The organism is Demequina sp. NBRC 110056, from assembly GCF_002090155.1.
Classification (GTDB): Bacteria; Actinomycetota; Actinomycetes; order Actinomycetales; family Demequinaceae; genus Demequina.
The window spans coordinates 203,984-224,992 of sequence record NZ_BBRM01000003.1; the positions used below are offsets into that span (position 1 = coordinate 203,984).

Annotated in this window: 19 protein-coding genes and 1 pseudogene; 10 read left to right on the plus strand and 10 right to left on the minus strand. The window is 71.0% G+C overall.

All coding sequences use genetic code 11. From position 1 onward, the window contains the following. Genes B7K25_RS05425 through B7K25_RS05440 form a run of 4 tightly spaced genes read right to left on the minus strand, consistent with a single transcriptional unit; the run spans position 1 to position 3,817 of the window. Complete coding sequence (locus B7K25_RS05425) at positions 1 to 759, minus strand: ABC transporter ATP-binding protein (RefSeq protein WP_084104695.1); 759 nt, start codon at positions 757 to 759, stop codon at positions 1 to 3. Next, a complete protein-coding gene (locus tag B7K25_RS05430; protein WP_084104696.1) occupies positions 756 to 1,832 on the minus strand; it encodes an iron chelate uptake ABC transporter family permease subunit in 1,077 nt (358 codons plus the stop codon). The genes B7K25_RS05425 and B7K25_RS05430 overlap by 4 nt, the downstream gene beginning before the upstream one ends. Beyond that, positions 1,819 to 2,802 carry an ABC transporter permease gene (locus B7K25_RS05435; RefSeq protein WP_084104697.1) on the minus strand — a complete coding sequence of 328 codons (984 nt, stop codon included), beginning with the start codon at positions 2,800 to 2,802 and terminating at the stop codon, positions 1,819 to 1,821. The genes B7K25_RS05430 and B7K25_RS05435 overlap by 14 nt, the downstream gene beginning before the upstream one ends. 7 nt (positions 2,803 to 2,809) lie before the next feature. Then, on the minus strand, positions 2,810 to 3,817 hold the full coding sequence (locus tag B7K25_RS05440) for a siderophore ABC transporter substrate-binding protein (protein WP_084104698.1): 1,008 nt from the start codon (positions 3,815 to 3,817) through the stop codon (positions 2,810 to 2,812). Positions 3,818 to 4,174: 357 nt separating this feature from the next. Here B7K25_RS05440 and msrB point away from each other — a divergent pair. Together msrB and B7K25_RS05450 are read left to right on the plus strand one after the other, a co-directional pair. Then, positions 4,175 to 4,567 (plus strand): annotated as a pseudogene (msrB, locus tag B7K25_RS05445) (peptide-methionine (R)-S-oxide reductase MsrB); the annotation flags it as partial. A gap of 76 nt (positions 4,568 to 4,643) precedes the next feature. Further along, positions 4,644 to 5,273 (plus strand): hypothetical protein, encoded by a 630-nt coding sequence (locus tag B7K25_RS05450; protein ID WP_371328284.1) that lies wholly within the window; start codon positions 4,644 to 4,646, stop codon positions 5,271 to 5,273. 271 nt (positions 5,274 to 5,544) lie between these two features. On the opposite strand, the gene B7K25_RS05455 is transcribed toward B7K25_RS05450, so the two are convergent. Together B7K25_RS05455 and B7K25_RS05460 are read right to left on the minus strand one after the other, a co-directional pair. Then, the gene (locus tag B7K25_RS05455; RefSeq protein WP_084104700.1) at positions 5,545 to 6,516 is read right to left on the minus strand and encodes a bifunctional NUDIX hydrolase/histidine phosphatase family protein; all 972 of its coding nucleotides are present in this window, start codon (positions 6,514 to 6,516) and stop codon (positions 5,545 to 5,547) included. After that, the gene (locus B7K25_RS05460; protein ID WP_084104701.1) at positions 6,513 to 8,804 is read right to left on the minus strand and encodes an RNA degradosome polyphosphate kinase; all 2,292 of its coding nucleotides are present in this window, start codon (positions 8,802 to 8,804) and stop codon (positions 6,513 to 6,515) included. Before B7K25_RS05460 ends, B7K25_RS05455 begins: the two co-directional genes overlap by 4 nt. 96 nt (positions 8,805 to 8,900) lie before the next feature. Between B7K25_RS05460 and B7K25_RS05465 the strand changes: the two genes are divergently transcribed. The 5 genes from B7K25_RS05465 (at position 8,901) to B7K25_RS05485 (ending at position 13,241) form a co-directional block, all read left to right on the plus strand. Continuing rightward, positions 8,901 to 9,383, plus strand: a complete 483-nt coding sequence (locus B7K25_RS05465; RefSeq protein WP_084104702.1) for a GbsR/MarR family transcriptional regulator — start codon at positions 8,901 to 8,903, stop codon at positions 9,381 to 9,383. Beyond that, positions 9,380 to 10,393: an ABC transporter ATP-binding protein gene (locus tag B7K25_RS05470; protein ID WP_084104703.1), complete on the plus strand. Its 1,014-nt coding sequence runs from the start codon at positions 9,380 to 9,382 to the stop codon at positions 10,391 to 10,393. Before B7K25_RS05465 ends, B7K25_RS05470 begins: the two co-directional genes overlap by 4 nt. Continuing rightward, positions 10,393 to 12,048 carry an ABC transporter permease subunit gene (locus B7K25_RS05475; RefSeq protein WP_084104704.1) on the plus strand — a complete coding sequence of 552 codons (1,656 nt, stop codon included), beginning with the start codon at positions 10,393 to 10,395 and terminating at the stop codon, positions 12,046 to 12,048. Before B7K25_RS05470 ends, B7K25_RS05475 begins: the two co-directional genes overlap by 1 nt. A gap of 35 nt (positions 12,049 to 12,083) precedes the next feature. Continuing rightward, positions 12,084 to 12,779, plus strand: a complete 696-nt coding sequence (locus B7K25_RS05480; RefSeq protein ID WP_084104705.1) for a phosphatase PAP2 family protein — start codon at positions 12,084 to 12,086, stop codon at positions 12,777 to 12,779. Between the two features lie 177 nt (positions 12,780 to 12,956). Beyond that, positions 12,957 to 13,241, plus strand: coding sequence for a hypothetical protein (locus B7K25_RS05485; RefSeq protein ID WP_084104706.1), 285 nt, complete (start codon positions 12,957 to 12,959; stop codon positions 13,239 to 13,241). A gap of 133 nt (positions 13,242 to 13,374) precedes the next feature. On the opposite strand, the gene B7K25_RS05490 is transcribed toward B7K25_RS05485, so the two are convergent. From B7K25_RS05490 to B7K25_RS05500, 3 genes are read right to left on the minus strand one after another with little or no spacing between them, the layout of a single operon-like run. After that, positions 13,375 to 15,705 (minus strand): FtsX-like permease family protein, encoded by a 2,331-nt coding sequence (locus B7K25_RS05490; protein ID WP_084104707.1) that lies wholly within the window; start codon positions 15,703 to 15,705, stop codon positions 13,375 to 13,377. 5 nt (positions 15,706 to 15,710) lie between these two features. After that, positions 15,711 to 16,439, minus strand: coding sequence for an ABC transporter ATP-binding protein (locus B7K25_RS05495; protein ID WP_084104708.1), 729 nt, complete (start codon positions 16,437 to 16,439; stop codon positions 15,711 to 15,713). Further along, on the minus strand, positions 16,436 to 17,080 hold the full coding sequence (locus tag B7K25_RS05500) for a TetR/AcrR family transcriptional regulator (protein WP_084104709.1): 645 nt from the start codon (positions 17,078 to 17,080) through the stop codon (positions 16,436 to 16,438). Before B7K25_RS05500 ends, B7K25_RS05495 begins: the two co-directional genes overlap by 4 nt. A gap of 98 nt (positions 17,081 to 17,178) precedes the next feature. On the opposite strand from B7K25_RS05500, the gene B7K25_RS05505 reads away from it, so the two are divergent. Further along, on the plus strand, positions 17,179 to 18,297 hold the full coding sequence (locus B7K25_RS05505) for a hypothetical protein (protein ID WP_084104710.1): 1,119 nt from the start codon (positions 17,179 to 17,181) through the stop codon (positions 18,295 to 18,297). Positions 18,298 to 18,327: 30 nt separating this feature from the next. Here B7K25_RS05505 and acs read toward each other — a convergent pair whose 3' ends face one another. Further along, positions 18,328 to 20,325: an acetate--CoA ligase gene (gene acs, locus B7K25_RS05510; protein ID WP_084104711.1), complete on the minus strand. Its 1,998-nt coding sequence runs from the start codon at positions 20,323 to 20,325 to the stop codon at positions 18,328 to 18,330. 101 nt (positions 20,326 to 20,426) lie between these two features. Here acs and B7K25_RS13700 point away from each other — a divergent pair, with 101 nt between their 5' ends. Further along, the gene (locus B7K25_RS13700; protein WP_159450124.1) at positions 20,427 to 20,582 is read left to right on the plus strand and encodes a hypothetical protein; all 156 of its coding nucleotides are present in this window, start codon (positions 20,427 to 20,429) and stop codon (positions 20,580 to 20,582) included. Positions 20,583 to 20,739: 157 nt separating this feature from the next. Then, on the plus strand, positions 20,740 to 21,009 hold the full coding sequence (locus tag B7K25_RS05515; protein WP_084104712.1) for a hypothetical protein: 270 nt from the start codon (positions 20,740 to 20,742) through the stop codon (positions 21,007 to 21,009).

A 21,009-nucleotide genomic window follows, 5' to 3' on the forward strand; every position in this document is an offset into this window, starting at 1 on the left:
TCAGCGGTAGTACGCGGCGATGCGCTCGCCGTCGACCTCGTGCACGCGGAACTCCATGCCGTACACGTCCTCGAGCGCGGCCTCCGTGATGACCTCGGTGGGCGGCCCGTCCTGGACCACGGCGCCGCCGCGCATCGCGATGATCCGGTCCGAGTACACGCTCGCGTAGTTGATGTCGTGCAGCACGAGCACGATGGACTTGCCGTGGTCGTCCGCGAGGGAGCGCAGCAGCCGCATGAGCCCCGTGGCGTGCACCATGTCGAGGTTGTTGAGGGGCTCGTCGAGCAGCACGTACCGGGTGTCCTGCGCTAGCACCATCGCCACGAAGGCGCGCTGGCGCTGGCCTCCGGACAGCTGGTGGATGGGGCGGTCGGCGAGCTCCGCGAGGTCGCAGTACTCGATCGCGGAGGCGACCGCCTCGCGGCACTCCGGCGTGAGGCGTCCGTGCGAATGGGGGAAGCGTCCGAACTCGACGAGCTCGCGCACCGTGATGCGCGCGGTGAGGTGCTGGTCCTGACGCAGAATGGACAGCCGCTTCGCGACCTCGCGGGATGGCGCCGAGAACACGTCCAGGCCCTCGACGGAGACGACGCCCGCATCGGCCCCCAGGATGCGGGAAACGATCGACAGCAGCGTGGACTTGCCCGCGCCGTTGGGGCCGATGATCGACGTCACTCCCGAGTCGGGCAGCGTGAGGGACACGGCGTCGACGACGGTCGCGTCGCCGTAGGACTTGGTGACGGAGTCGATGGCGATCATGCGTGGGCCTCCCGGAGCAGCAGGACGATGAAGTAGATGCCGCCCACGACGTTGATGATCGCGCTGAGCGTGCCGTTGAAGTGCAGGACGTGCGCGAGCAGCGCCTGGCCGAGCACCAGCGCGAGCACGGAGATCAGTGCGGCGGCGGTGAGGTTGATGACGTGACGGTGGGTGCGGGTGAGCTGGTAGGCGACGTTGGCCGCGAGCAGGCCCAGGAAGGTGATGGGCCCCACGAGCGCCGTCGAGACGGACACCAGGGCCGCGACGATCAGCAGCAGGGTGGTGACCGTGCGCTGATACGGCAGCCCCAGGGTGATCGCGCGCTCGCGGCCCAGGCCGAGCACGTCGAGCCGCGGCGCCATCCAGTAGACGGCGACGATGCCCGCGCCGAGCAGCACCGCCGCGATGCCGAGCAGGCCCGTGTCGATCGCGTTGAAGCTCGCGAACAGCTGGTCCATGAGCGTGTCGAACTCGTTGGGGTTCATCACGCGGAACATGAACGAGGTGAGCGAGGAGAAGAAGGTGCCGGCGATCACGCCCACGAGCACCATCGTGTACAGCCCTCGCGTGCCGTCGCCGAGCACCCAGCGGAACAGCGCGGTCGCGGCGCCCATCATGAGCCCGGCGTTGAGCGCGAACATCGCCAGAGGGTCGATCGCCTCCGCGGTCGCCGCGCCCAGGAAGAACACGAGCGTGGTCGCCACGAGGACGTACAGCGCGTCGAAGCCCATGATCGACGGCGTGAGGATGCGGTTCTGGGTGAGCGTCTGGAACACGACGGTGGACACGGCGATGGCGATGCCCACGACGGCGAGCGCGGCGACCTGCTCGAGGCGGCGAGGGAGCGCGAAGTCCCAGTGACCGTCGACGCCCCAGGTGAGGAACAGGGCGATCGCGCCGCCGAGCGCCAGCGCGAGACCCGCGAAGAGCAGCGCGGTCCGTCGCGACGGGTGGGCGTGCTCGGACGGTGCGGAGGGCCGATGCGCGCGCTCGGGGCCGACAGGGACCGTCGCCACGGTCTCGCGGGGGCTCGTCTCGGCGGGGCTCGACGACGTGCGCTCAGGCCGCGGCATAGGTGTTCCTCCTTCGCATGATGAGGACGAGGAACACGCCGGAGCCGATCACGCCGACGATGGTGCCGACGGCGATCTCGTAGGGGTAGATGAGGGTGCGGCCGAGGATGTCGCAGGCGAGCACCAGCGCCGCGCCCGTGAGCGCGGTCGTCGGCAGCACCCGGCGCAGGTTGTCGCCGAGCATGAGCGTGACGATGTTCGGCACGATCAGCCCGAGGAAGGGGATCGCACCCACCGTCACCACGACGACGGCGGTGACCATGGCGGCGATGACGAGCCCGGTGGTCATCCAGGCGCGGTAGTTCACGCCGATGTTGGTGGCGAACTCGCGGCCCATCCCCGCCGCGGTGAAACGGTTGGCGAACAGGTAGGCGATGAGCGCGACGGCTCCGGCGAGCCACAGGGTCTCGTAGCGGCCCTGGATGACGCCGGAGAAGTCGCCGTTCATCCAGATGCTGAGCGTCTGCGTGAGGTTGAAGCGGTAGGCGATGAACTCGGCGATGGCCGCGAAGACCCCGCCCAGCACGAGCCCGACGAGCGGGACGAAGATGACGTCCTTGAACTGGATGCGCTGGATCACGCCGATGAACAGCGCCGTGCCGGCGAGCGCGAACAGCATCGCGATGACGATCTTGACCATGATCGACGAGCCGGCGAAGGAGATGGTCGCGACGAGCAGGCCGAGGCCCGCGGCGTCGACGGTGCCTGCGGTGGACGGGGCGACGAACCGGTTGCGCGCGAGGTGCTGCATGATGAGGCCGGCCACCGCGAGCGCGGCGCCCGACAGGATCAGCGCCGCGGTGCGCGGGACGCGGCTGACGGTGACCACCTGCCACGCCTCGGCGTCCGTGAAGAGCGCCCACACGTTCACGTCCGCGGCGCCCAGCAGCAGGGACACCACGGCCAGCAGCAGCACGAGCGCGGCCGCCGCCCAGGGGGCGACGGCCGCGAACGTCGTGCGTGCGGTCATGAAGGGGTCAGCCGACCAGCGAGCCGACCTCGTCGACGATGGTGCCCACCGAGGTGAGGCCGCCGTAGGACAGGTACCACTTGGCGGTGTCGACGTAGAGGATCTTGTCGTTGGTCGCGGCCGACGTGCCGGCGACGAGCTCGTTGTCGAGCACCGCCTCTGCGGCCTCTGCCTCGGTGCCGATCGCCGCGTCACGGTCGAGCACGATCAGCAGGTCCGGGTTCAGCTCGGCGATGTACTCGAACGACACGGCGTCGCCGTGGGTGTCGATCGCGACCTGCTCCGCGGCGGGCGTGACGCCCAGGAGGCCGTAGACGAAGTCGAAGCGACCCTCCTCGGCGGGGCCGTACGCGGACACCTCGCCTGCGCTGGTCATCAGCACCAGGCCGGTGCCGGCGTCGGCGGCGTCGGCCGCGACGGCCTGGACGTCGGTCGTGACCTCGGCGATGGCCGCGGCGGCCTCGTCCTCGGCTCCGAAGATCTGGCCGAGCGCCGTGGTGTTCGCGGTGAAGGTCTCCTGGAAGGCCTGCGAGCCCCAGCCGAACGACAGGTCGATGGTGGGCGCGATGGCCTCCATCTCGGGCAGCGTGGCCGCGGAGCGGCCGCCGACGATGATGAGGTCGGGCTCGAGGGCGTTGATGGCCTCGTAGTCCGGCTCGAACAGCGTGCCGGTGTTCGCGGCGCTCTCGGTGTAGCCCGCGAGGTAGTCGGGCAGCGCGTGGTGCGGGATGCCGGCGACGGCGTCGCCGGCGCCCAGCGCGTCGACGGTGTCGAGGATGCCGTGCTCGAAGATGACCACGGTCTCGGGCTGGAACGGCACGGTGGCCTCGCCCTGAGCGGTCACGACGGTGACCTCGGTCGGGGCGGCCTCGGTGGTCTCCTCGACGACCTCCGCGAGGTCCTCGGCGGCGGGCTCGGCGGTCTCCTCGGACTCGGTGTCGGAGGCGCAGGCGGCGAGCGCGAGCACCGTCACGGCGGCGAGCGCGGGCAGGCGCAGGCGGGTGGCGACAGACATGGATTCTCCAGGTGATGGTGGTGTGAAAGGACGTCGACGTCGCGCGCGGTTCGCCCTCGGCGGAACCGGCGCGAATTACGCTAGCGGAAGGTTGCTAAAAAGCCAACACCGCTGGTAGTTATCAAATCTGAGACAAACCGACGAGCGCATCGGCGCTCCGGGCGACGGCACGTCGCATGCCCAGGTGGGAACAAACCGGGGCGCGCCCGCGTCAGACACTGTGAACCTGCAACGGCGGGAGGCCGCGCAGCGCTTCGCACGAGAACACGTGGCGCCCGGTCCAGTTCCCCCCCTCAGCGGACCGGGCGTCGCGTGTTGTCGTGCCCCGTAGGCTGAGGCGTGACGAGAGGAGCGACCATGACCGCCCGCATCACCAAGTCCGACGCCGAGTGGCGAGCAGAGCTCAGCCCCGAGGAGTTCCACGTGCTGCGCGAGGCAGGCACGGAGCGCCCCTGGACCGGCGAGCTGCTCGACAACAAGCAGGACGGCGTCTACCGCTGTCGCGCGTGCGGCGCGGAGCTGTTCCGCTCGGACACCAAGTTCGACTCGCACTGCGGCTGGCCGTCGTTCTTCACCGCCGAGAACGACGCCGTCAACCTCTCGGAGGACCTCACGCTCGGCATGATCCGCACCGAGGTGCGCTGCGCGACGTGCGACTCGCACCTCGGGCACGTCTTCCCCGACGCGCCGCAGACGCCCACCGGTGACCGGTTCTGCATCAACTCGGTGTCGCTGACCTTCGAAGGCGCCGATGCGGCGGAGGGCTCGGGCGGCGACGCTCGCTCCTCGCTGGGTGCGGAGGCCGAGACCACCGAGGACCGCTGACGTGGCCGAGCCGCGCTTCCGGCGTCCCGCCATGCTCGACATGGAGGAGGCCGAGCAGATCGAGGGGGACATCGATCCCGCCGATCGCGCGCTCATCGCCCACGAGACCGCGCTCGCGCTGGTGTCGCAGGCGCGGGAGTCCTCGGACCCGACGCTGACCGCGCGCCTGGTGCGCCTGGTCGACGAGGAGGGCATCGACACCGTCGCCATGCTGTGGTCCAAGGCCGGCGCGCACACGCTGCCCGGCGCCCTGTGGCGGATCTACATGCTGCGCGAGTGGGTCAAGCACGACGCCGACGCGGTCGCCCGCTCGTACCACCACGGCGTCCACGCGGCGCACGTCCGCCACGCGATCGCCGGCGTCGAGGACCCGCCGGGACCCACCGAGGTGCGCGCGCTCGCGGACTCCGTGCTGTCGGGCGTGTTCTCGGGCGACCTCGCCGTCGCGCTCGAGCGCGCAGGAGCGTTCTGCCGCGTCGTCGCGACCGGCGCGGCGTACGAGGCCGAGTCCGACGATGGACACAACGACCGCCGGGCCCACCAGACCGCGCTGCGCGCCGCGCAGCTGCTGCGCACCGGCGAGGACCTCGAGCGCTGCGCCGCCATGTGGCGCGAGGACCGCCTGGACTGACGCACAGGCGACGGAGGCGGCCGAGCCGAGACCGCATCGGCTCCACCCACCCCCGCGAGAGTGGGCCCATTTTCATCGGCAGAGCGCCGTTCGCGATGAATGTGGGCCCATTTTCGTCGGGAAGGGCGGGGGCGTAGAGTGGTGGAGGACATCGGACTGCGGTAGCCCCGGGCTCCAACATCAGCCGCCACGAGCGGCCTTCGCGCCGACTGGCGCTCCCAGTCCGATGTCCTTCATCTCCCGGCCGTGAGGGGCCGATGCGCGGGCTGGCCTATGGGTGGACCTGCAGCAGGTGCGTCTCGATCGCGGTGACGCGGGGGCCCGACTCGGTGTCGAGGACGTGGGCGATGAGGACGCCGCCCGCGGGCAGGTACGGGTTCTTCCGCGGCAGTGCTCCGCGCGTGTACGGACGCGTCGCGGCGCGGATCATCTCGACGATGGTCGGCAGCGTCGGCCGGTGCGCGCACACCAGCTGGCCCGCGGGCTTGTCGAGGAGCTTGACGAAGGTCTTGGCGGTATCGAGCGGCTTCGCGGCGTGCCCGGGCTCCGTCAGCGGCTTGTAGGTCTTGATGTCGATGCCGGCCGCCTCGGCGTAGGGCTCGACCGTCGCCATGCACCGTCGCGCCGGCGACGACGACACCCGCCGCGCGCCGAAGGCCGCGAACAGCGGCACCAGCTGCTCCGCGCGCCGCTCGCCCGCCGCGGTGATGGGGCGGTCGATGTCCTCGCCGGACCACGCCTTCCGGCGCTTGGCGCGCGCGTGGCGCACGAGCACGAACGCGCGGGTGTCGAGGCGCTCGTTCTCGTACGCCTCGACGAGCACCTCGAGCGGCCTGAGGTCGTCGCGGAAGGTGATCTTCTTGCGCGCCTCCTCGACCGTGAGCCAGCGGGTCTTGTCGATCTCGTGCTTGGAGGCGTCCTTGACCTTGGGGCGGGCCTTGACCGGCCCTGCCGAGGTCGACGCGACGTGCGCCGCCCAGTACTTCACGACCTTGGTCTTGCCGCCCACGGGGTAGCGCAGGGTGGGCAGCGGCTGGCCGAGCACCACTTGCTTGCCCGTCTCCTCGGCGACCTCGCGGATCGCGCACGCCGGCAGGGTCTCGCCCTTGTCGAGCTTGCCCTTGGGCCACGACCAGTCGTTGTACCGGGGCCGATGCACGGCGAGCACCTGCAGCTCGCCATCGCGGATGCGCCAGACCAAGGCGCCGGCCGCGATGACGGTGCCGAGCGGGTAGCGCCTCACTTGCGCTTGGCCCTCCGCTTGGGCTGGCGCTTGATGTAGGTGGCCTGGAGGTCCTTGAGGCGGGTGCCGTCCTCGGCCGCGGCGCTGCGCGTCCACGACCCGTCCGATCCCAGCTCCCACGCGATGAAGTCGTCCGACATCGCCATCGCGATGTTGCTGAGCAGGAAGTCCTTCTGCTGGTCGGACGCGATGGAGATGAGCGTCTCGATCCGGCGGTCGAGGTTGCGGTGCATGAGATCGGCCGAGCCGATGAACACCTCGGGGTCGCCGCCGTTGCCGAAGGCGTAGACCCGCGAGTGCTCGAGGAACCGGCCGAGGATCGAGCGGACCCTGATGTTCTCGCTGAGCCCCTCGACCCCGGGTCGCAGCGCGCAGATGCCGCGGACCACGAGGTCGACCTTCACGCCGGCCTGCGACGCGCGGTACAGGGCGTCGATGGTCTTCTCGTCGACCACCGAGTTGACCTTGATCCGCACCCACGCGTCCTCGCCGGCTCGCGCCCGCTCGGCCTCGGCGTCGATGCGCTGGATGAGGCCCAGGCGCACCCCGGTGGGGGCGACGATGAGGCGACGGAAGCGCGCCTTGGGCGCGTACCCGGAGAGCTGGTTGAACAGCTTCGTGAGGTCGGCGCCCACGGCGTCGTCCCTGGTGAGCAGGCCGTAGTCCTCGTACAGGCGCGCGGTCTTGGGGTGGTAGTTGCCGGTGCCGACGTGGCAGTACCGGACCAGCCCCTCGTCCTCCTGGCGCACCACGAGCGAGAGCTTGCAGTGCGTCTTGAGGCCCACGAGGCCGTAGACGACGTGCACTCCGGCCTTCTCCAGCTTGCGCGCCCACGAGATGTTCTGCTGCTCGTCGAAGCGGGCCTTGATCTCGACCAGCGCCAGGACCTGCTTGCCGTTGCGGGCCGCCTCGATGAGGGCGTCCACGATGGGGCTGTCGCCCGAGGTGCGGTAGAGGGTCTGCTTGATCGCGAGCACGCGCGGGTCGACCGCGGCCTGCGCGAGGAAGGCCTGCACGGAGGTCGAGAAGGAGTCGTACGGGTGGTGCAGCAGGATGTCGCCGCGACGGATCGCGTCGAACACGTTCTGCTCGTCCGCGGTCTCGACGGGCGCGAGCTGGTGGTGCGTCGTCGGGCGGAACGCCGGGAACTGGAGCCGCGGACGGTCGAGGTCGGCGATGACGTTGAGGCCGGTGAGGTCCAGCGGCGCGGGCAGGTGGAACACGTCGTGCTCGGTGATGCCGAGCTCGCGCACCAGCAGGTCGCGCACGTTGCTGGGCAGGTCCTGCGCCACCTCGAGGCGGACCGCGGGCCCGAAGCGGCGCCGCAGCAGCTCGCGCTCCATGGCCTTGAGGAGGTTCTCGGCGTCGTCCTCCTCGACCTCCACGTCCTCGTTGCGGGTGACGCGGAAGGTGTAGCTCGACAGCACCTCCATGCCGGGGAACAGGTAGTCGAGGTGCTCGGCGATGACGTCCTCGAGCGGCACGAAGCTGCGGGGCTCGTCGGACAGCGCCGAGGCGTCCGTCACCTGGGCGGCGTGACCGGCCGAGTCGACGGACAGGAACCGGGGAAGGGTCTCGGGCACCTTGACGCGGGCGAAGAACTGCTTGCCGGTGTCGGGGTCGCGCAGCTCCACGGCGAGGTTGAGGGACAGGCCCGAGATGTAGGGGAAGGGGTGCGCCGGGTCGACGGCGAGCGGAGTCAGCACCGGGAAGATGTCGGAGCGGTACAGCTTGCGCAGTCGCTCGCGCTCGTCCTCCTCGAGGTCCGTGATGTGGACCAGGTGGATGCCCTGCTCCTGCAGCTGCGGACGGACCGAGTCCTCGAACACGTCCGCGTGACGATCCATGAGCTGGTGGGCGCGATCGGTGAGGGCCTCGACCAGGCGCGTGGGGCTCATGCCCGTCGCGCTCGGGACGGCGAAGCCCGCGGCGATGCGGCGCTTGAGGCCGGCGACGCGGACCATGAAGAACTCGTCGAGGTTCGACGCGAAGATCGCGAGGAACCGCGCGCGCTCGAGCAGCGGCGTCTCCTCGTCCTCGGCGAGCTCCAGCACGCGCTCGTTGAACGCGAGCCAGGACAGCTCGCGGTCGAGGTAGCGGTCCTCGGGCAGCGGCTCGTCCGACGGGTCCTCGTCGTCGTGGTGGTCCTCGAACGGAGGCGTCTGCACGCTCAGCTCCTGGGCGATCGCGCTCGGCGCGGCAGGCTCGTCGGCCGCCGGCAGGGGAGCGGGCTCGGTGCGGTCGAGATCGTCGGTGGTCACGCTGTCGGTGCTGGTGCCCTCGTGCATGTGCCCATCGTGGCACGCGCGCGCGGGTGCGACCACCCCTCAGGATCGTCCGCGTGGATGATGGACGCGCCACGAAGTTTCAGTTAGAACTGAAATGTGACCGACGACGACACCGCCCGCAGCGCCGATGCGCGGGCTGGCTACGCAGCCCAGGTCTCCCAGTACTGGGAGACGGGTGGGCTGACGCGCGCGGCTGGAAGCATCCTCGGCCACCTCATGGTGTGCGAGCCCGCGGCCCAGACCCAGGCCACCCTCGCATCGGCCCTCCACCTGTCCGCCGGCTCCGTCTCCACTCAGCTGAGGACCCTCACGGCGGTGGGCATGGTGGAGCGCGTGCGCCCGCCGGGCGAGCGCGCCTACCACTACCAGCTCCCGCAGGACATGTGGGTGCGGATCCTCGGAACGGAGGACCAGCGCATCGCGGGCCTGCGCGCGCTGGCCGACGCCGGGATGGCGGCGCTGCCCGCCACCCGGCCCGACCGCATCACGTCGCTGGACCAGATGGTCCGGTTCTTCGAGGGCGAATGGCCGCGCATCGCCGCCCGCCTCGACGAGTTCCTACGAAAGGAGGGGACATGACCGACACCCCCGCCATCGAGGTCGACCACCTCACCAAGACCTTCGGCTCCTTCACGGCCGTCGACGACGTCAGCTTCGCGATCGAACCCGGCGAGATCTTCGGCTTCCTGGGGCCCAACGGCGCCGGGAAGTCCACGACGATCCGCTCGATCCTCGACCTCATCCGGCCGACCTCGGGCGCGTGCCGCGTGCTCGGGCTCGACTCCCGGCGCGACGCCGTCGAGATCCACCGGCGCATCGGCTTCCTGCCCGCCGACCTCGCGCTCTACCCCAACCTCACGGGGCGACAGACGCTCGAGTACCTGGGCAACCTGCGCGGCGGCGTCGACTGGGCGCGCGTGAGCGCGCTGACCGAGCGCCTCGACGCCGACCTGTCGAAGAAGGTGGGCGAGTACTCGTCGGGCAACCGCCAGAAGCTCGGCATCATCCAGGCGTTCATGCACGCGCCCGAGGTGGTCATCCTCGACGAGCCGATCACCGGCCTCGACCCGCTCGTCCAGCTCGAGTTCCACGGCATGCTGCGCGAGATGGCGGACGCCGGCGGGACGGTGTTCCTGTCGTCGCACACCATCAGCGAGGTCGAGCGGGTCGCGGACCGCGTCGCGTTCATCCGGCGCGGCCACCTCATCGCCATCGAGCGCATGAGCGAGCTGCAGGACAAGGCCCTGCGGCGCATCACGCTCGAGTTCGGCGCACCCGTCGCCGCCGGCGCCTTCGACGGAGTCGAGGGCGTCCACGAGGTGACCGTCGAGGGTGCCACCGTGACCGCGCAGTTCGAGGGCTCGATGGCCCCGCTGCTGACGGTCGCGACCGCGCACGACGTGCTGTCGGTGTCCTCCGCGAGCGTCGACCTCGACGAGATCTTCCTCGAGTTCTACCGCGACGAGGTGGTGGCCGCAGGCGACGACCCCGACGAGCCGGGTGACCGTGAGTCGGGGCCCCGCCAGTCGGGCACGCGCGAGCCCGGCGCGGGCGAGCTCGGGCCCGCGGCGGCGTCGGAGCTCGCGTGATGCTCCGCTCGGTCTACCTCAAGTCGATCCGTGACCGGTGGCTCGGCGCGATGCTCGGCGTCGTGGCGCTGTTCGCGGTCGCGTGGATGGGCATCTGGTCCTTCGCGGGGATGGGGGATGAGGCGCTCGCGTTCATCGACGCGATGCCCCCGGCGTACCTGTCGCTCACGGGCATCTCCGCCGACGCCGGCGTCGCCGGGATGATGCTGTCGAACATGTTCACCTTCATGGGCCCGTTCGTCATCGCCGGGATCGGGGTGTCCATGGGCGCCGCGGCCATCGCCGGCGAGGAGGCCGCTGGCACCATGAACGTGCTCGGCGCGGCCCCGCGGTCGCGGTCGCGGCTGCTGCGCTCGAAGGCGCTCGCGATCGTCTCGATCGTCGTGGGTGCAGGCGTGCTCGCGTCGGTGTCCTACGTGCTCGCGGCTGCCGTGTCGAGCGAGTCGATCACCGCGCTGAACCTCGCCGCCGCGACCGTCCACATGCTCGCGGTGTGCCTGCTGTTCGCTGCCGTCGCGCTCGCGGTCGGCGCGTGGACGGGCAACCGTGCGCTCGCCTCCGGGACGGGTGTGGGTCTGATCGCCGTGTCGTTCCTCGCGTCGGGGCTGCTGCCGCTGGTCGAGGGCTTCGAGGACTGGGCCAAGGTGTCGCCCTGGTACTGGATCGACGGGACCGACCCGCTCACCACCGGGGTGGACTGGACGCCCGTGGTGATCATCCTCGCCGCTGCGGCGGCCGTCGGCGCTCTTGGCTGGTGGGGTCTGCGCCGGCGCGACCTCGGCTCGGGCCTGGCGCGGGTGCCGATGCTCGAGCGGCTTCGCTCCGACCCGCGTCTGGGCCGCGCGGTGGCGATGCTGTCGGGCCGCGGCTCCACGCGCGGCGTGGCCTCGCGGGCGCTCACCGACCTGCGCCCGATCCTCATCGTCGCCTGCTCGTTCGCCGCGTTCCAGGCGATCGTGCTCGGCCTGCTCTTCAACGCGATCTCCGCGGACATCGGCCCGTTCGTGGAGGCGATGCCGGAGTCGATCCTCGCGATGGTGGGCTTCGCGGACTTTTCGACCCCCGAGGGCTGGTACTACGGCGAGGCGCTGTCGATCGTCGCGCCCGTGGTGGTGTCCATCGTCGCCATCACCGCGGGCGCCGCGCTCGCCCGCGAGGAGCGCGACCGGACGGCGTCGGTGCTGCTGACCCTGCCGATCTCGCGGACCTCCGTGGCGTGGCGCAAGGCGCTCGCGATCCTCACCGGGTCGCTGGTGGTGGGAGCGGTGGTCTCGCTGTCGATCCTTGCCGGCAACGCGCTCGCGGGCCTCGGCATGGACCCGTGGCACATCCTGTCGGCGGGCGTGCTGCTCGCGGGTCTCGGACTGGTGCTCGGGGGAGCCGCGTTCCTCGCGGGAGGGCTCACCGGGAGGCACTCGCTCGCGGTGGGCGTCGGCACCGGCGTGGCGGTGGTCGGCTGGGGCATCAACAGCTTCGTGCCGGTGAACCCCGACCTCGCCCACTGGGCCCAGGTCTCGCCGTTCTACTACTACACCGACGGCAACCCGCTCGAGATCGGGATGACGTGGTGGCACCTCGGCGTGCTCGTGGGAGTGGGCGCCGTGCTGATCGCCGCGGGTGCGGCCGCGTATCGGGCGCGAGACCTGCGCGGATAGGCGGGTCGTCGCGGCGCAGCGCTTACGCTGGCCCGATGGTGCGACGGGCATGGGAGCGGCTTCCGCCGCTCGCGCGCGCCCTGGTGCCGGGCCTGATCGTGGCCGGGCTCGGCGCGTGGTGGTTCCTCGAGATCCTCGACGAGGTCATCGAGCGGGACACGTTCGAGAAGATCGACCAGCCGCTGCTCGAGTGGTTCGCCGCCCACCGCACCCCCTGGCTGACGTCCGTGATGACGGGCATCACCACCCTCTTCGGGCCCGTGGTGCTGCCCATCCTCGTCGGCGTGGGTTCGCTCGTGTGGTGGCGGCGCACCGGCTCGTGGCGCGACCCCGCTCTGCTCGTGGCGGCGATGGTGGTGTCCACCGGGATCTCGGTGCTGGTGAAGGCGACGGTGGCTCGCGACCGGCCCGCGGACGAGTTCCAGACCGTGCCGGGCGTCGAGGAGTCGTTCTCCTTCCCGTCCGGGCACTCGACGGGCACCGCGACCCTGGTGCTGACGTTGGCGTACCTGCTGTGGCGTCGGCGGCGCGGCAAGCGGGCCTTCGCGGCGTGGGCGGTCGGCTCGGTGGCTCTCATCGCGCTCGTCGCCACGACCCGGATGTACCTGGGCTATCACTTCCTGTCGGACGTCCTCGCGGGCGCATGCCTGGGCCTGTTCACGCTCGGCCTGGTGATCTGCGCCGACCGCTGGCTCGACCTGCGGAAGGCCCGGTCGGCCTCCGTGCCGTAGCCCTCCCTACCTGACCCTTCCGTCCCTGAGCCCTCCCTGCCGTCGCCCCCGCGCTCGCTTTCCCTGCCTTGGCGCGGTGATGGTGGGCCAGTGTCGGGATCGGACGCGCGGTGTCACCGGATGGTGGATGAGCGTCGTTCCTAGGCCTCATCCCCTGTGACCGGTAGGTTGCCGGGCATGAGGGCAGCGGGGTGGATCGTGTCCGGCGTCGGCGCAGCCGTCGGACTTCTGGTGGTGGCGTACGCGCTCGTCGTCGCGGAGTTCGCCAGCACGGCGGAGACCAGCGCGCTGGGCGATCAGGCGCGGATGGTCCTCGTCGGCCTCGGCATCGTCGCGGTAACGCTCGCGGTCGGCGCCGGCCTGCGCCGCGGCTACCGCTGGACGACCTACGTGTTCGTGGTCCTCGGCGCCTTCCTGCTCATCGGCGGAGTCTGGTGGGCCGTGGGCGAGCTGATCGGCTGACCCGGCCCGCGCATCGGCCCGCCGTTCCCGGTCACGAAAGTGGACCCACTTTCCATTCGAAGGGGCCGTGCCCGGTGAAAGTGGACCCACTTTCGTTGGTGACGGCAGGCTCGTCGTGGGTCGCGGGCGCTCGTCAGGCGGCTCGCTCCCGGACCACCTTCGCGATGTCGACCTTCTTGATCTGTCGCGACGCCGGCCACTGCGAGATGAGCGCGGCCAGCAGCACGCCCACGGCCGCGGCGGGCAGCGTCCACCACGCCCACCGCAGCTCGAGGGTGAACAGGTCGTCGTTGAAGGTCTGCAGGAACGCCGCCGCGGACCAGATGCCGAGCACCAGCCCCACCGGGATCGCCACGATCGTCGCGAGCATGTTCTCGGTCGCGATGGCGCCTGCGACCTTGCGCAGCGGCGCGCCCGCGGCCCGCAGGGTCGCCAGCTCGCCGGTGCGCTCGACCACGTTGACCGCCATCGTCACGTACATGACGGCGAGCGCGAGCACGATCCCCAGCACGATCATCACGCCGATGAACACCCAGAACAGCCCCAGGTAGTCGTCGATGGTCGCGATGATGGCGCGCGAGTCCTGGTAGGCCACGACGCCGTCGATCTGCGTGATGGTGGTCCGCAGCTCGTCGCGGTCGGCGCCGTCGTCGAAGGCCAGGGCGAACGTGTCCACCCCGGCGTCGGGCAGGGCCGATGCGGCCACGTCGTTGGTGGCGTACACGGCCGTCCCGATGGGCTCGTCGAGGAACGCGGCGATCGTCACGTCCGTGTCGCCAGCCTCCGCGTGCAGGGTGATGGTGTCTCCGGCCCCGACGTCGAGCAGGTCGCCGATCGAGTGGCCCGCGAGCACGCCGCCATCGGGAAGCGACACGGGCTCCCCGTCCATCCCGATGAACCCGTGCATCTCGGTGTCGGGCTCGAAGCCGTGCAGCACGGTCGCATACGAGTCGTCGTCGCCCACCACCGTCACCTGACCCAGGCTCGTCGTCTCGACGGCGGCGACGCCGTCGACCCCAGCCAGCGCATCGGCGCCCACCGAGCCCGACTGCGTGACGACCGTGCCGTCCTCGAGGTTGACGTCCTTGTACTGGATGTCGATGGCCTGCATGATCGACGTCATCATGCCCACCGAGGTGAGGACCATGACCAGGGCGAGCACCGTGCCGAGCATGGTGGCGAAGGTGCGGCGCTTGGAGCGCACGAGGTCGCGCAGTGCCATGCGCGCGGAGGCGTGCAGCCAGGTCTGACGCGCGACGAACGCGCTCCACGCGCCCGGCGGCTTGGCCGAGCCTTGGGTGCGCATCGCCGCGGCGGGGGCGGTCCGGGAGGCCGTCACCGCGGGTCCGAGCGCGCCGAGCACGCCCACGATCGCGCCGAAGCACAGCCCCGCGGCGATCATCCACGGGTAGTTCTTGATCACCGTGTCGGGGACGCCGATGAACCCGGTGTACGCGGTGGTGATCGCAGAGTTGGCCAGCACGCCGAGCGCGACGCCCAGCACCGAGCCGAGCAGCCCGATCCAGAAGCCCTGGCCCAGGTAATGGCGCAGCACCCTGCCGCGCCGGGCTCCCGCGGCCATGAGTGTGCCGATGACCGGCTTCTCCTGCAGGATGCGGCGCGTGAGGAGCACCCACGCCGCGACGCCCGCGGCGAGCAGGAACAGCGCGGGGAAGGCGACGGACATCTGGTCGAAGCCCTGGAGGTCCTCGGACAGGGTCGCGTTCGAGGGCTGGTCGTCCTGGGTCATGACGGACGATGCGCCCGCATCGGTCATCGCGGCGCTCACCCCGTCTCGGGTCGCGTCGGACGCACCGTCCGGCAGGAGGGCTAGGACCTGGTTGGCGGGCGCGCCGAACCAATCGGCGACCGCCTCGGTGGGCGCGAACACGACGGCGAACGAGTGCGGGTCGGACAGGATGTCCTGGCGCGAGCGCGCGGGCCACAGGTATTCGGGCGAGTCCACGACGCCCTGGACGGTCACCGTCTCCCAGTCGTTCACGCCGTAGATCTGCACGGTGTCGCCGGGGCCGATGTCGAAGGTGTCCGCGGCGTGGGTCTCGAGCAGCACCTGGTCGGTCGCGCCGTCGTCGAGGTAGGAGCCGTCGATCACGTCGACGTCGTCGACGGCCGGGTGCGCGTCGCTGGGGATCGAGATGACGCGGCCCAGCAGCTTGGTCTCCTCGATCAGCATCGGAGGGTCGAGCTGCGTGCGGGTGATGGCGTCGGTCGCTCCGGCGTCGAGAGCTGCCTGCGCGATGGCGTCCGTGTCGCCGCCGCTCGCGACGAGGTCCGCGAACGCGAGCCGGTCGTAGGTCGCGTCGTAGGACGCGGACAGGTTCTGGAAGGCGCCGGCAGTCGCGATGTACATCATCACGCCCAGCGCGATGGTGATCGCGACGGCGATGACCTGCGCCTTCTGGCGGCCCAGGTCTCTGATGGTCTTGTGGGTGCGCGCCTGCATGCGGCTCACCAGGTGACGTCCGCCGCGGCGGCCGGGTTCGCGTTGGTCTCGTCCGACTCGATGCGGCCGTCGACGAGCGTGAGGACGCGGTTGGCGATCTGCGCCACGGAAGCGTTGTGCGTCACGATGATGACCGTGCGGCCCTGGGCGTTGAGGTCCTGGAGCAGTCCGAGGATCTGGCGGCCCGTGGGCAGGTCGAGCGCGCCCGTGGGCTCGTCGGCGAACAGGATGTCGGGGTCGGTCGCGAGGGCGCGCGCCACCGCGACGCGCTGCTGCTGGCCTCCGCTCAGCTGCGCGGGGAAGTTGTCCATGCGATCGCCGAGGCCGACGGCGTCGAGCAGGGATGGCACCCGCTCCTTCGAGCCGCGCCCGGTCATCTCGATGATCACCTCGACGTTCTCGCGCGCCGTGAGCGTCGGGATGAGGTTGAAGAACTGGAAGATGAAGCCCACGTGGTCGCGGCGGAAGTCGCTCAGGCGCCCCGGGTCCTTCGTCGAGATGTCCTCGCCGGCGACCTCGACGGTGCCGCCCGAGGCCTGGTCGATCCCGCCGATGATGTTGCACAGCGTGGTCTTGCCCGAGCCCGACGGCCCGAGCACGACGACGAGCTCTCCCGAGGCGATCTCGAGGTCGATGCCCTTGAGCGCCTCGACGGCGGCGTCGCCCTCCCCGAACACGCGGGCGAGGCCGACGGTGCGGACGGACCTCTGGGTCTCGGTGGCGGTGGCGGTCATGCGGGCTCCTTTCGGAAGACGCCGTCGGTGTAGGCGTCGAGGACGTCGGCGGACCAGCGGTGCAGCCCGTCGTGGGTGAGGGGGTCGACGCCCGTGGCGCGGGCGATGTGGTCGTGGAGCAGGATCATGGCGAGGTCGTTGACCATGAGGAACGCGGCACGAACCTCGGGGTCGGCCGATGCGCGTGCCAGGCCCGCGCCCTCCATCGCCTTCAGGGCGGAGCGGCTCGCGTCGAGCCAGCGCGCGAAGATCTCGTGCCCGGCGGGGTCGCCCTCGAGGAGCAGGCGGCGCAGGTAGGCCGGGATGGGGGAGCCGGGCGGGAGGCCGTCGAGGAGCAGCTGGACGAACCCGGCGCTCAGCACGTTGGTGCCGTCGTGCTCGTGCTCCCGGACCGTCAGCGCCTCCACCGCCTCGGCCTCGCCGAGCGACGCGAACACGGCCGCGACGTGCTCGTCGACCGCCGTCTTCAGCCCGGCCTTGGAGCCGAAGTGGTGCATGACGAGCGCGGGCGACACCTCTGCCTTCGCGGCGATGTCGCGCACGGAGGTGGCGTCGGAGCCGTGGTCGGCGAACAGCCGCAGCGCCGCGGCGACGAGGGCGTCGCGTCCGGCGGCAGGGGCGGCGCTGTGTTCGGCGGCCATGGCGCCACCATACTGAACAAACGTTCAGTCCGCGCGGCGAGTTGCCACACCGCGGTGCCGACCGCGATGCTGATCCCGCACAGAAGGGGGGACGCGCCGTGGCGGACCAGGATGAACGGGCGTCTCACGCCCGCGACGGGGCGAGCGATGAGGTCGCCCCGATCGGCGCATCGGCGCTGCCCGTCCCCGACCGCACGGCAGGAAGCGGAACGGCCATCGTCGTCATGGTGGTGCTCGCAGCGGTGGCCGCATCGGCCCTCGTGTTGGGCGGGTGGCTGCTGTGGCGCAACCTCTCCGATGCTGAGGTGAGCTGGGGTCAATCCGGCCCCGGCGACGGCGGCGACTCCACGGAGGTCGAGGCCGTCCCCGCCGCCGAGCTGCCGACGGAGCTCACGGACGAGACGCTCCTGACCGCGCTGCCCGGCGAGACCTTCGAGGGCACCTACGACACGCTCGTCGTCGGTCAGGACCTCGCGCCGGGCATCTACATCGCGCCCAGCGCCACGCCGTCGACGGACGAGGAGTGGGCCTGCGACTGGTGGGTCACGCCGTACCCCGGCGATGCGCCGACGTACGAGTCCTACGGCGTCCTGCGGCACGGCTCGGCGATGCTGCTCGCGCCGCCCGGGTACGTCGTCAGCACCTCGTCGGCATGCGGCACCTGGGAGGCGATCGACCCCGACGGAGCCTTCGTGGGCGCGACGGCCGAGGTCATCGAGGACGGCCAGCACTACGTCGGCCGCGACGTCGTCTCCGGGACCTACCTGGTCGAGCCGTCGAACGGCCCCATCGTCTGCACGGTCGAGGTCGCCGAGCACTTCGGCTTCATGGGCGAGGACGTGCTGCCGGAGTTCCTCTGGATGGACACCGGCAGCGCCCTCATCGAGCTCGAGGACGGCGATCGCGTCGAGGCGCGCGACTGCGACCCGCTCACGCTGGTGGACCCGCAGGCGCTCGTCGCGGACGGCTTCGGCGCGACCACCGCCGACGAGGGCGAGTGGCTCGTCGGCGTCGACGTCGCCGCTGGCACCTGGACGGGGCCGGACCTCGACTCCGAGGGCGACTACTGCACCGCGATGGTGCTCGAGCGCGACGCCGACGAGGTGCTCGCGTCGGCGGACTACGGCTGGGGTGAGACGCCGGACTTCGTGCACGTCGAGCCCGGCCAGGTGCTCAAGGTCTACGGCTGCGACGGCTGGGTGCGAACCGGCGACTGAAGCGCGGAATCAGCGCGACCCCGCGTGTGGTCAGTCGCTGTCGGCCTTGCCCGACTCGAGGCCCTCGCTGATCGCGTCCATGACCGACGAGTCGGCGAGCGTCGTCACGTCGCCCACCGGGCGGTGCTCGGCCACGTCGCGCAGGAGGCGGCGCATGATCTTGCCCGAGCGGGTCTTGGGGACCTCCGACACCACGAGGATCGTGCGCGGCGTCGCGAGCGGGCCGATCTCCTTGCGGACCTGCTTGCGCAGCTCCACCGCCACCTCGTGGCCGGACGCGGAGGCGCCCTCGTCGTCGGACTTCACCACGACGAACGCGACGACGGCCTGGCCGGTGGTCTCGTCGGCGGCGCCCACGACCGCGGCCTCGGCGACCCAGTGGTGCGAGACCAGGGCGTTCTCGATCTCGGTGGTCGACAGGCGGTGGCCGGAGACGTTCATCACGTCGTCGACGCGGCCCAACAGCCAGATGTCGCCGTCCTCGTCGCGCTTGGCGCCATCGCCCGCGAAGTAGCGGCCGGGGAAGCGCTCCCAGTACGTCGACCGGAACCGCTCCTCGTCGCCCCAGATCCCGCGCAGCATCGACGGCCACGGCTCCGAGGCCACCAGGTAGCCGCCCTCGCCGGGACCGAGCGAGCGGCCCTCATCATCGATGACGTCGATCGCGACGCCGGGCAGCGCGGCCTGCGTCGAACCGGGCTTGGTGTGCGTCACGCCGGGCAGCGGCGACAGCATGATCGAGCCGGTCTCGGTCTGCCACCAGGTGTCGACGATGGGGCAGCGGTCGCCGCCGATCACGCGGCGGTACCAGAGCCACGCGGCCGGGTTGATGGGCTCGCCCACCGAGCCGAGCAGGCGCAGCGAGGACAGGTCGTACTCGGCCGGGATGGCCTCGCCCCACTTCATGAACGTGCGGATCGCGGTGGGCGCGGTGTAGAAGATGGTGACCTTGTACTTCTGGATGATCTCCCACCAGCGTCCCTGGTGCGGGGCGTTCGGGACGCCCTCGTAGAGCACCTGGGTCGCGCCGTTGATCATGGGCCCGTAGACGATGTACGAGTGCCCGGTGATCCAGCCGACGTCGGCGGAGCACCAGTACACGTCCTCCTCGGGCTTGATGTCGAAGACCCAGCGGTGCGAGCTCGAGGCTCCGGTGAGGTAGCCGCCGGTGGTGTGGAACAGGCCCTTGGGCTTCCCGGTGGTGCCGGACGTGTAGAGGATGAACAGCGGGTGCTCGGCCTCGACCATCACGGGCTCGTGGGTGTCCGCGGCGGGCTCCACAACGTCGTGCCACCACAGGTCGCGGCCCTCGGTCCACGCCGTGTCCTGCCCGGTGCGGCGGACCGTCAGCACGTGCTCGACCGACTGCGCCGGCGACGGGTGCGACTCGGACGGCGCGAGCGCCTCGTCCACGAGGGGCTTGAGGGCGAGGTGCGCGCCGCGGCGGTTGCCGCCATCCGCGGTGATGACGAGCTTCGCCTCGGCGTCGTCAATGCGCTGGCGCAGGCTCTCGGCGGAGAAGCCGCCGAACACGACGGAGTGGATCGCGCCGATGCGCGCGCAGGCCAGCATCGAGATCACGGCCTCGGGGATCTGGGGGAGGTAGATCGCGACGCGGTCGCCCTTGGTCACGCCGAGGCTCGCGAGGCCATTGGCGGCCTTCGACACCTCGCGCTGCATGTCCGCGTAGGTGAGGGTGCGGGTGTCGCCGGGCTCGCCCTCGAAGTGGAAGGCGACGCGGTCGCCCCGACCCTCCCGGACGTGGCGGTCCACGGCGTTGTCGCAGGCGTTCAGGGTGCCGTCGGCGAACCACCGCGCGTGGGGCGCGTCGGACCAGTCGAGGACCTCGGTGAACGGGGTGTCCCAGTGGAGCTGGCGGGCCTGCTCCGCCCAGTAGCCGAGGCGGTCCTCGGAGGCCTGTGAGTACAGGTCTGCCTGGGCATTCGCCCGCGCGGCGAAGTCTGCGGGCGGCGCGAAGGTGGCGTGCTCGGGGTGGGCGGGGGACTGTGTCTGGACGTCGTTGACCATGCGCGTCAGGCTAATGGGACTTTGGTCCTGGGCCAACAGTTTGTAAGGGTGCCTGGTAGAGAGCCGATGCGCGGGCTGGGTTGGCATGTGACGATGGGGTCATGAGCACTGACAGGAGCCAGGGAGAGCAGCCCACGACGGGCGCGACGGACCCCGAGGACACCCACCCCGCCAAGGAGGAGGCGACCGAGAAGCCGGTGCCCCACGGCGACGGGGAGCCGCGCGAGACGGACGACCAGGAGACCCCGAGCGACTGACGCGAACCCGGCGGGCGCATCGGCCCGCTCCCCACGAAGAATTTGGGCCCACTTTCGTCGCCTAGGGGCGCAGAAGGTGAAAGTGGGCCCACTTTCGTGGAGGGTGGGCGGGAGCTGTCGACGCGCGCCGCGGGGCCCGACGTGTGACCATGGGCGCATGAGTGCTGAAGGATTCGACTACCGGACCCGCACCAACGGCGAGGTCGCCATCTTCCACCACGGCAAGCTCGCCAAGATGATGCGGGACGCCGAGGCCCAGAAGTTCCTCGACGCGATCAAGGGCGGCGACGCCCAGGAGGTCATGGCGGCCGCGGTGGGCAACGACGGCCAGATGGCGCGACCGGGATCGCAGGCGACCTCCTCGACGTCGCTGCACGGCAACGGCGAGGCGCACCCGCACCAGGAGTTCCGCCGCAAGAGCGGCTGA

Excerpts from the sequence above, each read along its gene's own strand:
- B7K25_RS05425 (WP_084104695.1), bottom strand. The coding sequence starts at position 759 with ATGATCGCCATCGACTCCGTCACCAAGTCCTACGGCGACGCGACCGTC.
- B7K25_RS05430 (WP_084104696.1), bottom strand. The coding sequence starts at position 1,832 with ATGCCGCGGCCTGAGCGCACGTCGTCGAGCCCCGCCGAGACGAGCCCC.
- B7K25_RS05435 (WP_084104697.1), bottom strand. The coding sequence starts at position 2,802 with ATGACCGCACGCACGACGTTCGCGGCCGTCGCCCCCTGGGCGGCGGCC.
- B7K25_RS05440 (WP_084104698.1), bottom strand. The coding sequence starts at position 3,817 with ATGTCTGTCGCCACCCGCCTGCGCCTGCCCGCGCTCGCCGCCGTGACG.
- B7K25_RS05460 (WP_084104701.1), bottom strand. The coding sequence starts at position 8,804 with ATGCACGAGGGCACCAGCACCGACAGCGTGACCACCGACGATCTCGAC.
- B7K25_RS05470 (WP_084104703.1), top strand. The coding sequence starts at position 9,380 with ATGACCGACACCCCCGCCATCGAGGTCGACCACCTCACCAAGACCTTC.
- B7K25_RS05475 (WP_084104704.1), top strand. The coding sequence starts at position 10,393 with ATGCTCCGCTCGGTCTACCTCAAGTCGATCCGTGACCGGTGGCTCGGC.
- B7K25_RS05480 (WP_084104705.1), top strand. The coding sequence starts at position 12,084 with ATGGTGCGACGGGCATGGGAGCGGCTTCCGCCGCTCGCGCGCGCCCTG.
- B7K25_RS05485 (WP_084104706.1), top strand. The coding sequence starts at position 12,957 with ATGAGGGCAGCGGGGTGGATCGTGTCCGGCGTCGGCGCAGCCGTCGGA.
- B7K25_RS05490 (WP_084104707.1), bottom strand. The coding sequence starts at position 15,705 with ATGCAGGCGCGCACCCACAAGACCATCAGAGACCTGGGCCGCCAGAAG.
- B7K25_RS05495 (WP_084104708.1), bottom strand. The coding sequence starts at position 16,439 with ATGACCGCCACCGCCACCGAGACCCAGAGGTCCGTCCGCACCGTCGGC.
- B7K25_RS05500 (WP_084104709.1), bottom strand. The coding sequence starts at position 17,080 with ATGGCCGCCGAACACAGCGCCGCCCCTGCCGCCGGACGCGACGCCCTC.
- acs (WP_084104711.1), bottom strand. The coding sequence starts at position 20,325 with ATGGTCAACGACGTCCAGACACAGTCCCCCGCCCACCCCGAGCACGCC.
- B7K25_RS13700 (WP_159450124.1), top strand. The coding sequence starts at position 20,427 with ATGAGCACTGACAGGAGCCAGGGAGAGCAGCCCACGACGGGCGCGACG.
- B7K25_RS05515 (WP_084104712.1), top strand. The coding sequence starts at position 20,740 with ATGAGTGCTGAAGGATTCGACTACCGGACCCGCACCAACGGCGAGGTC.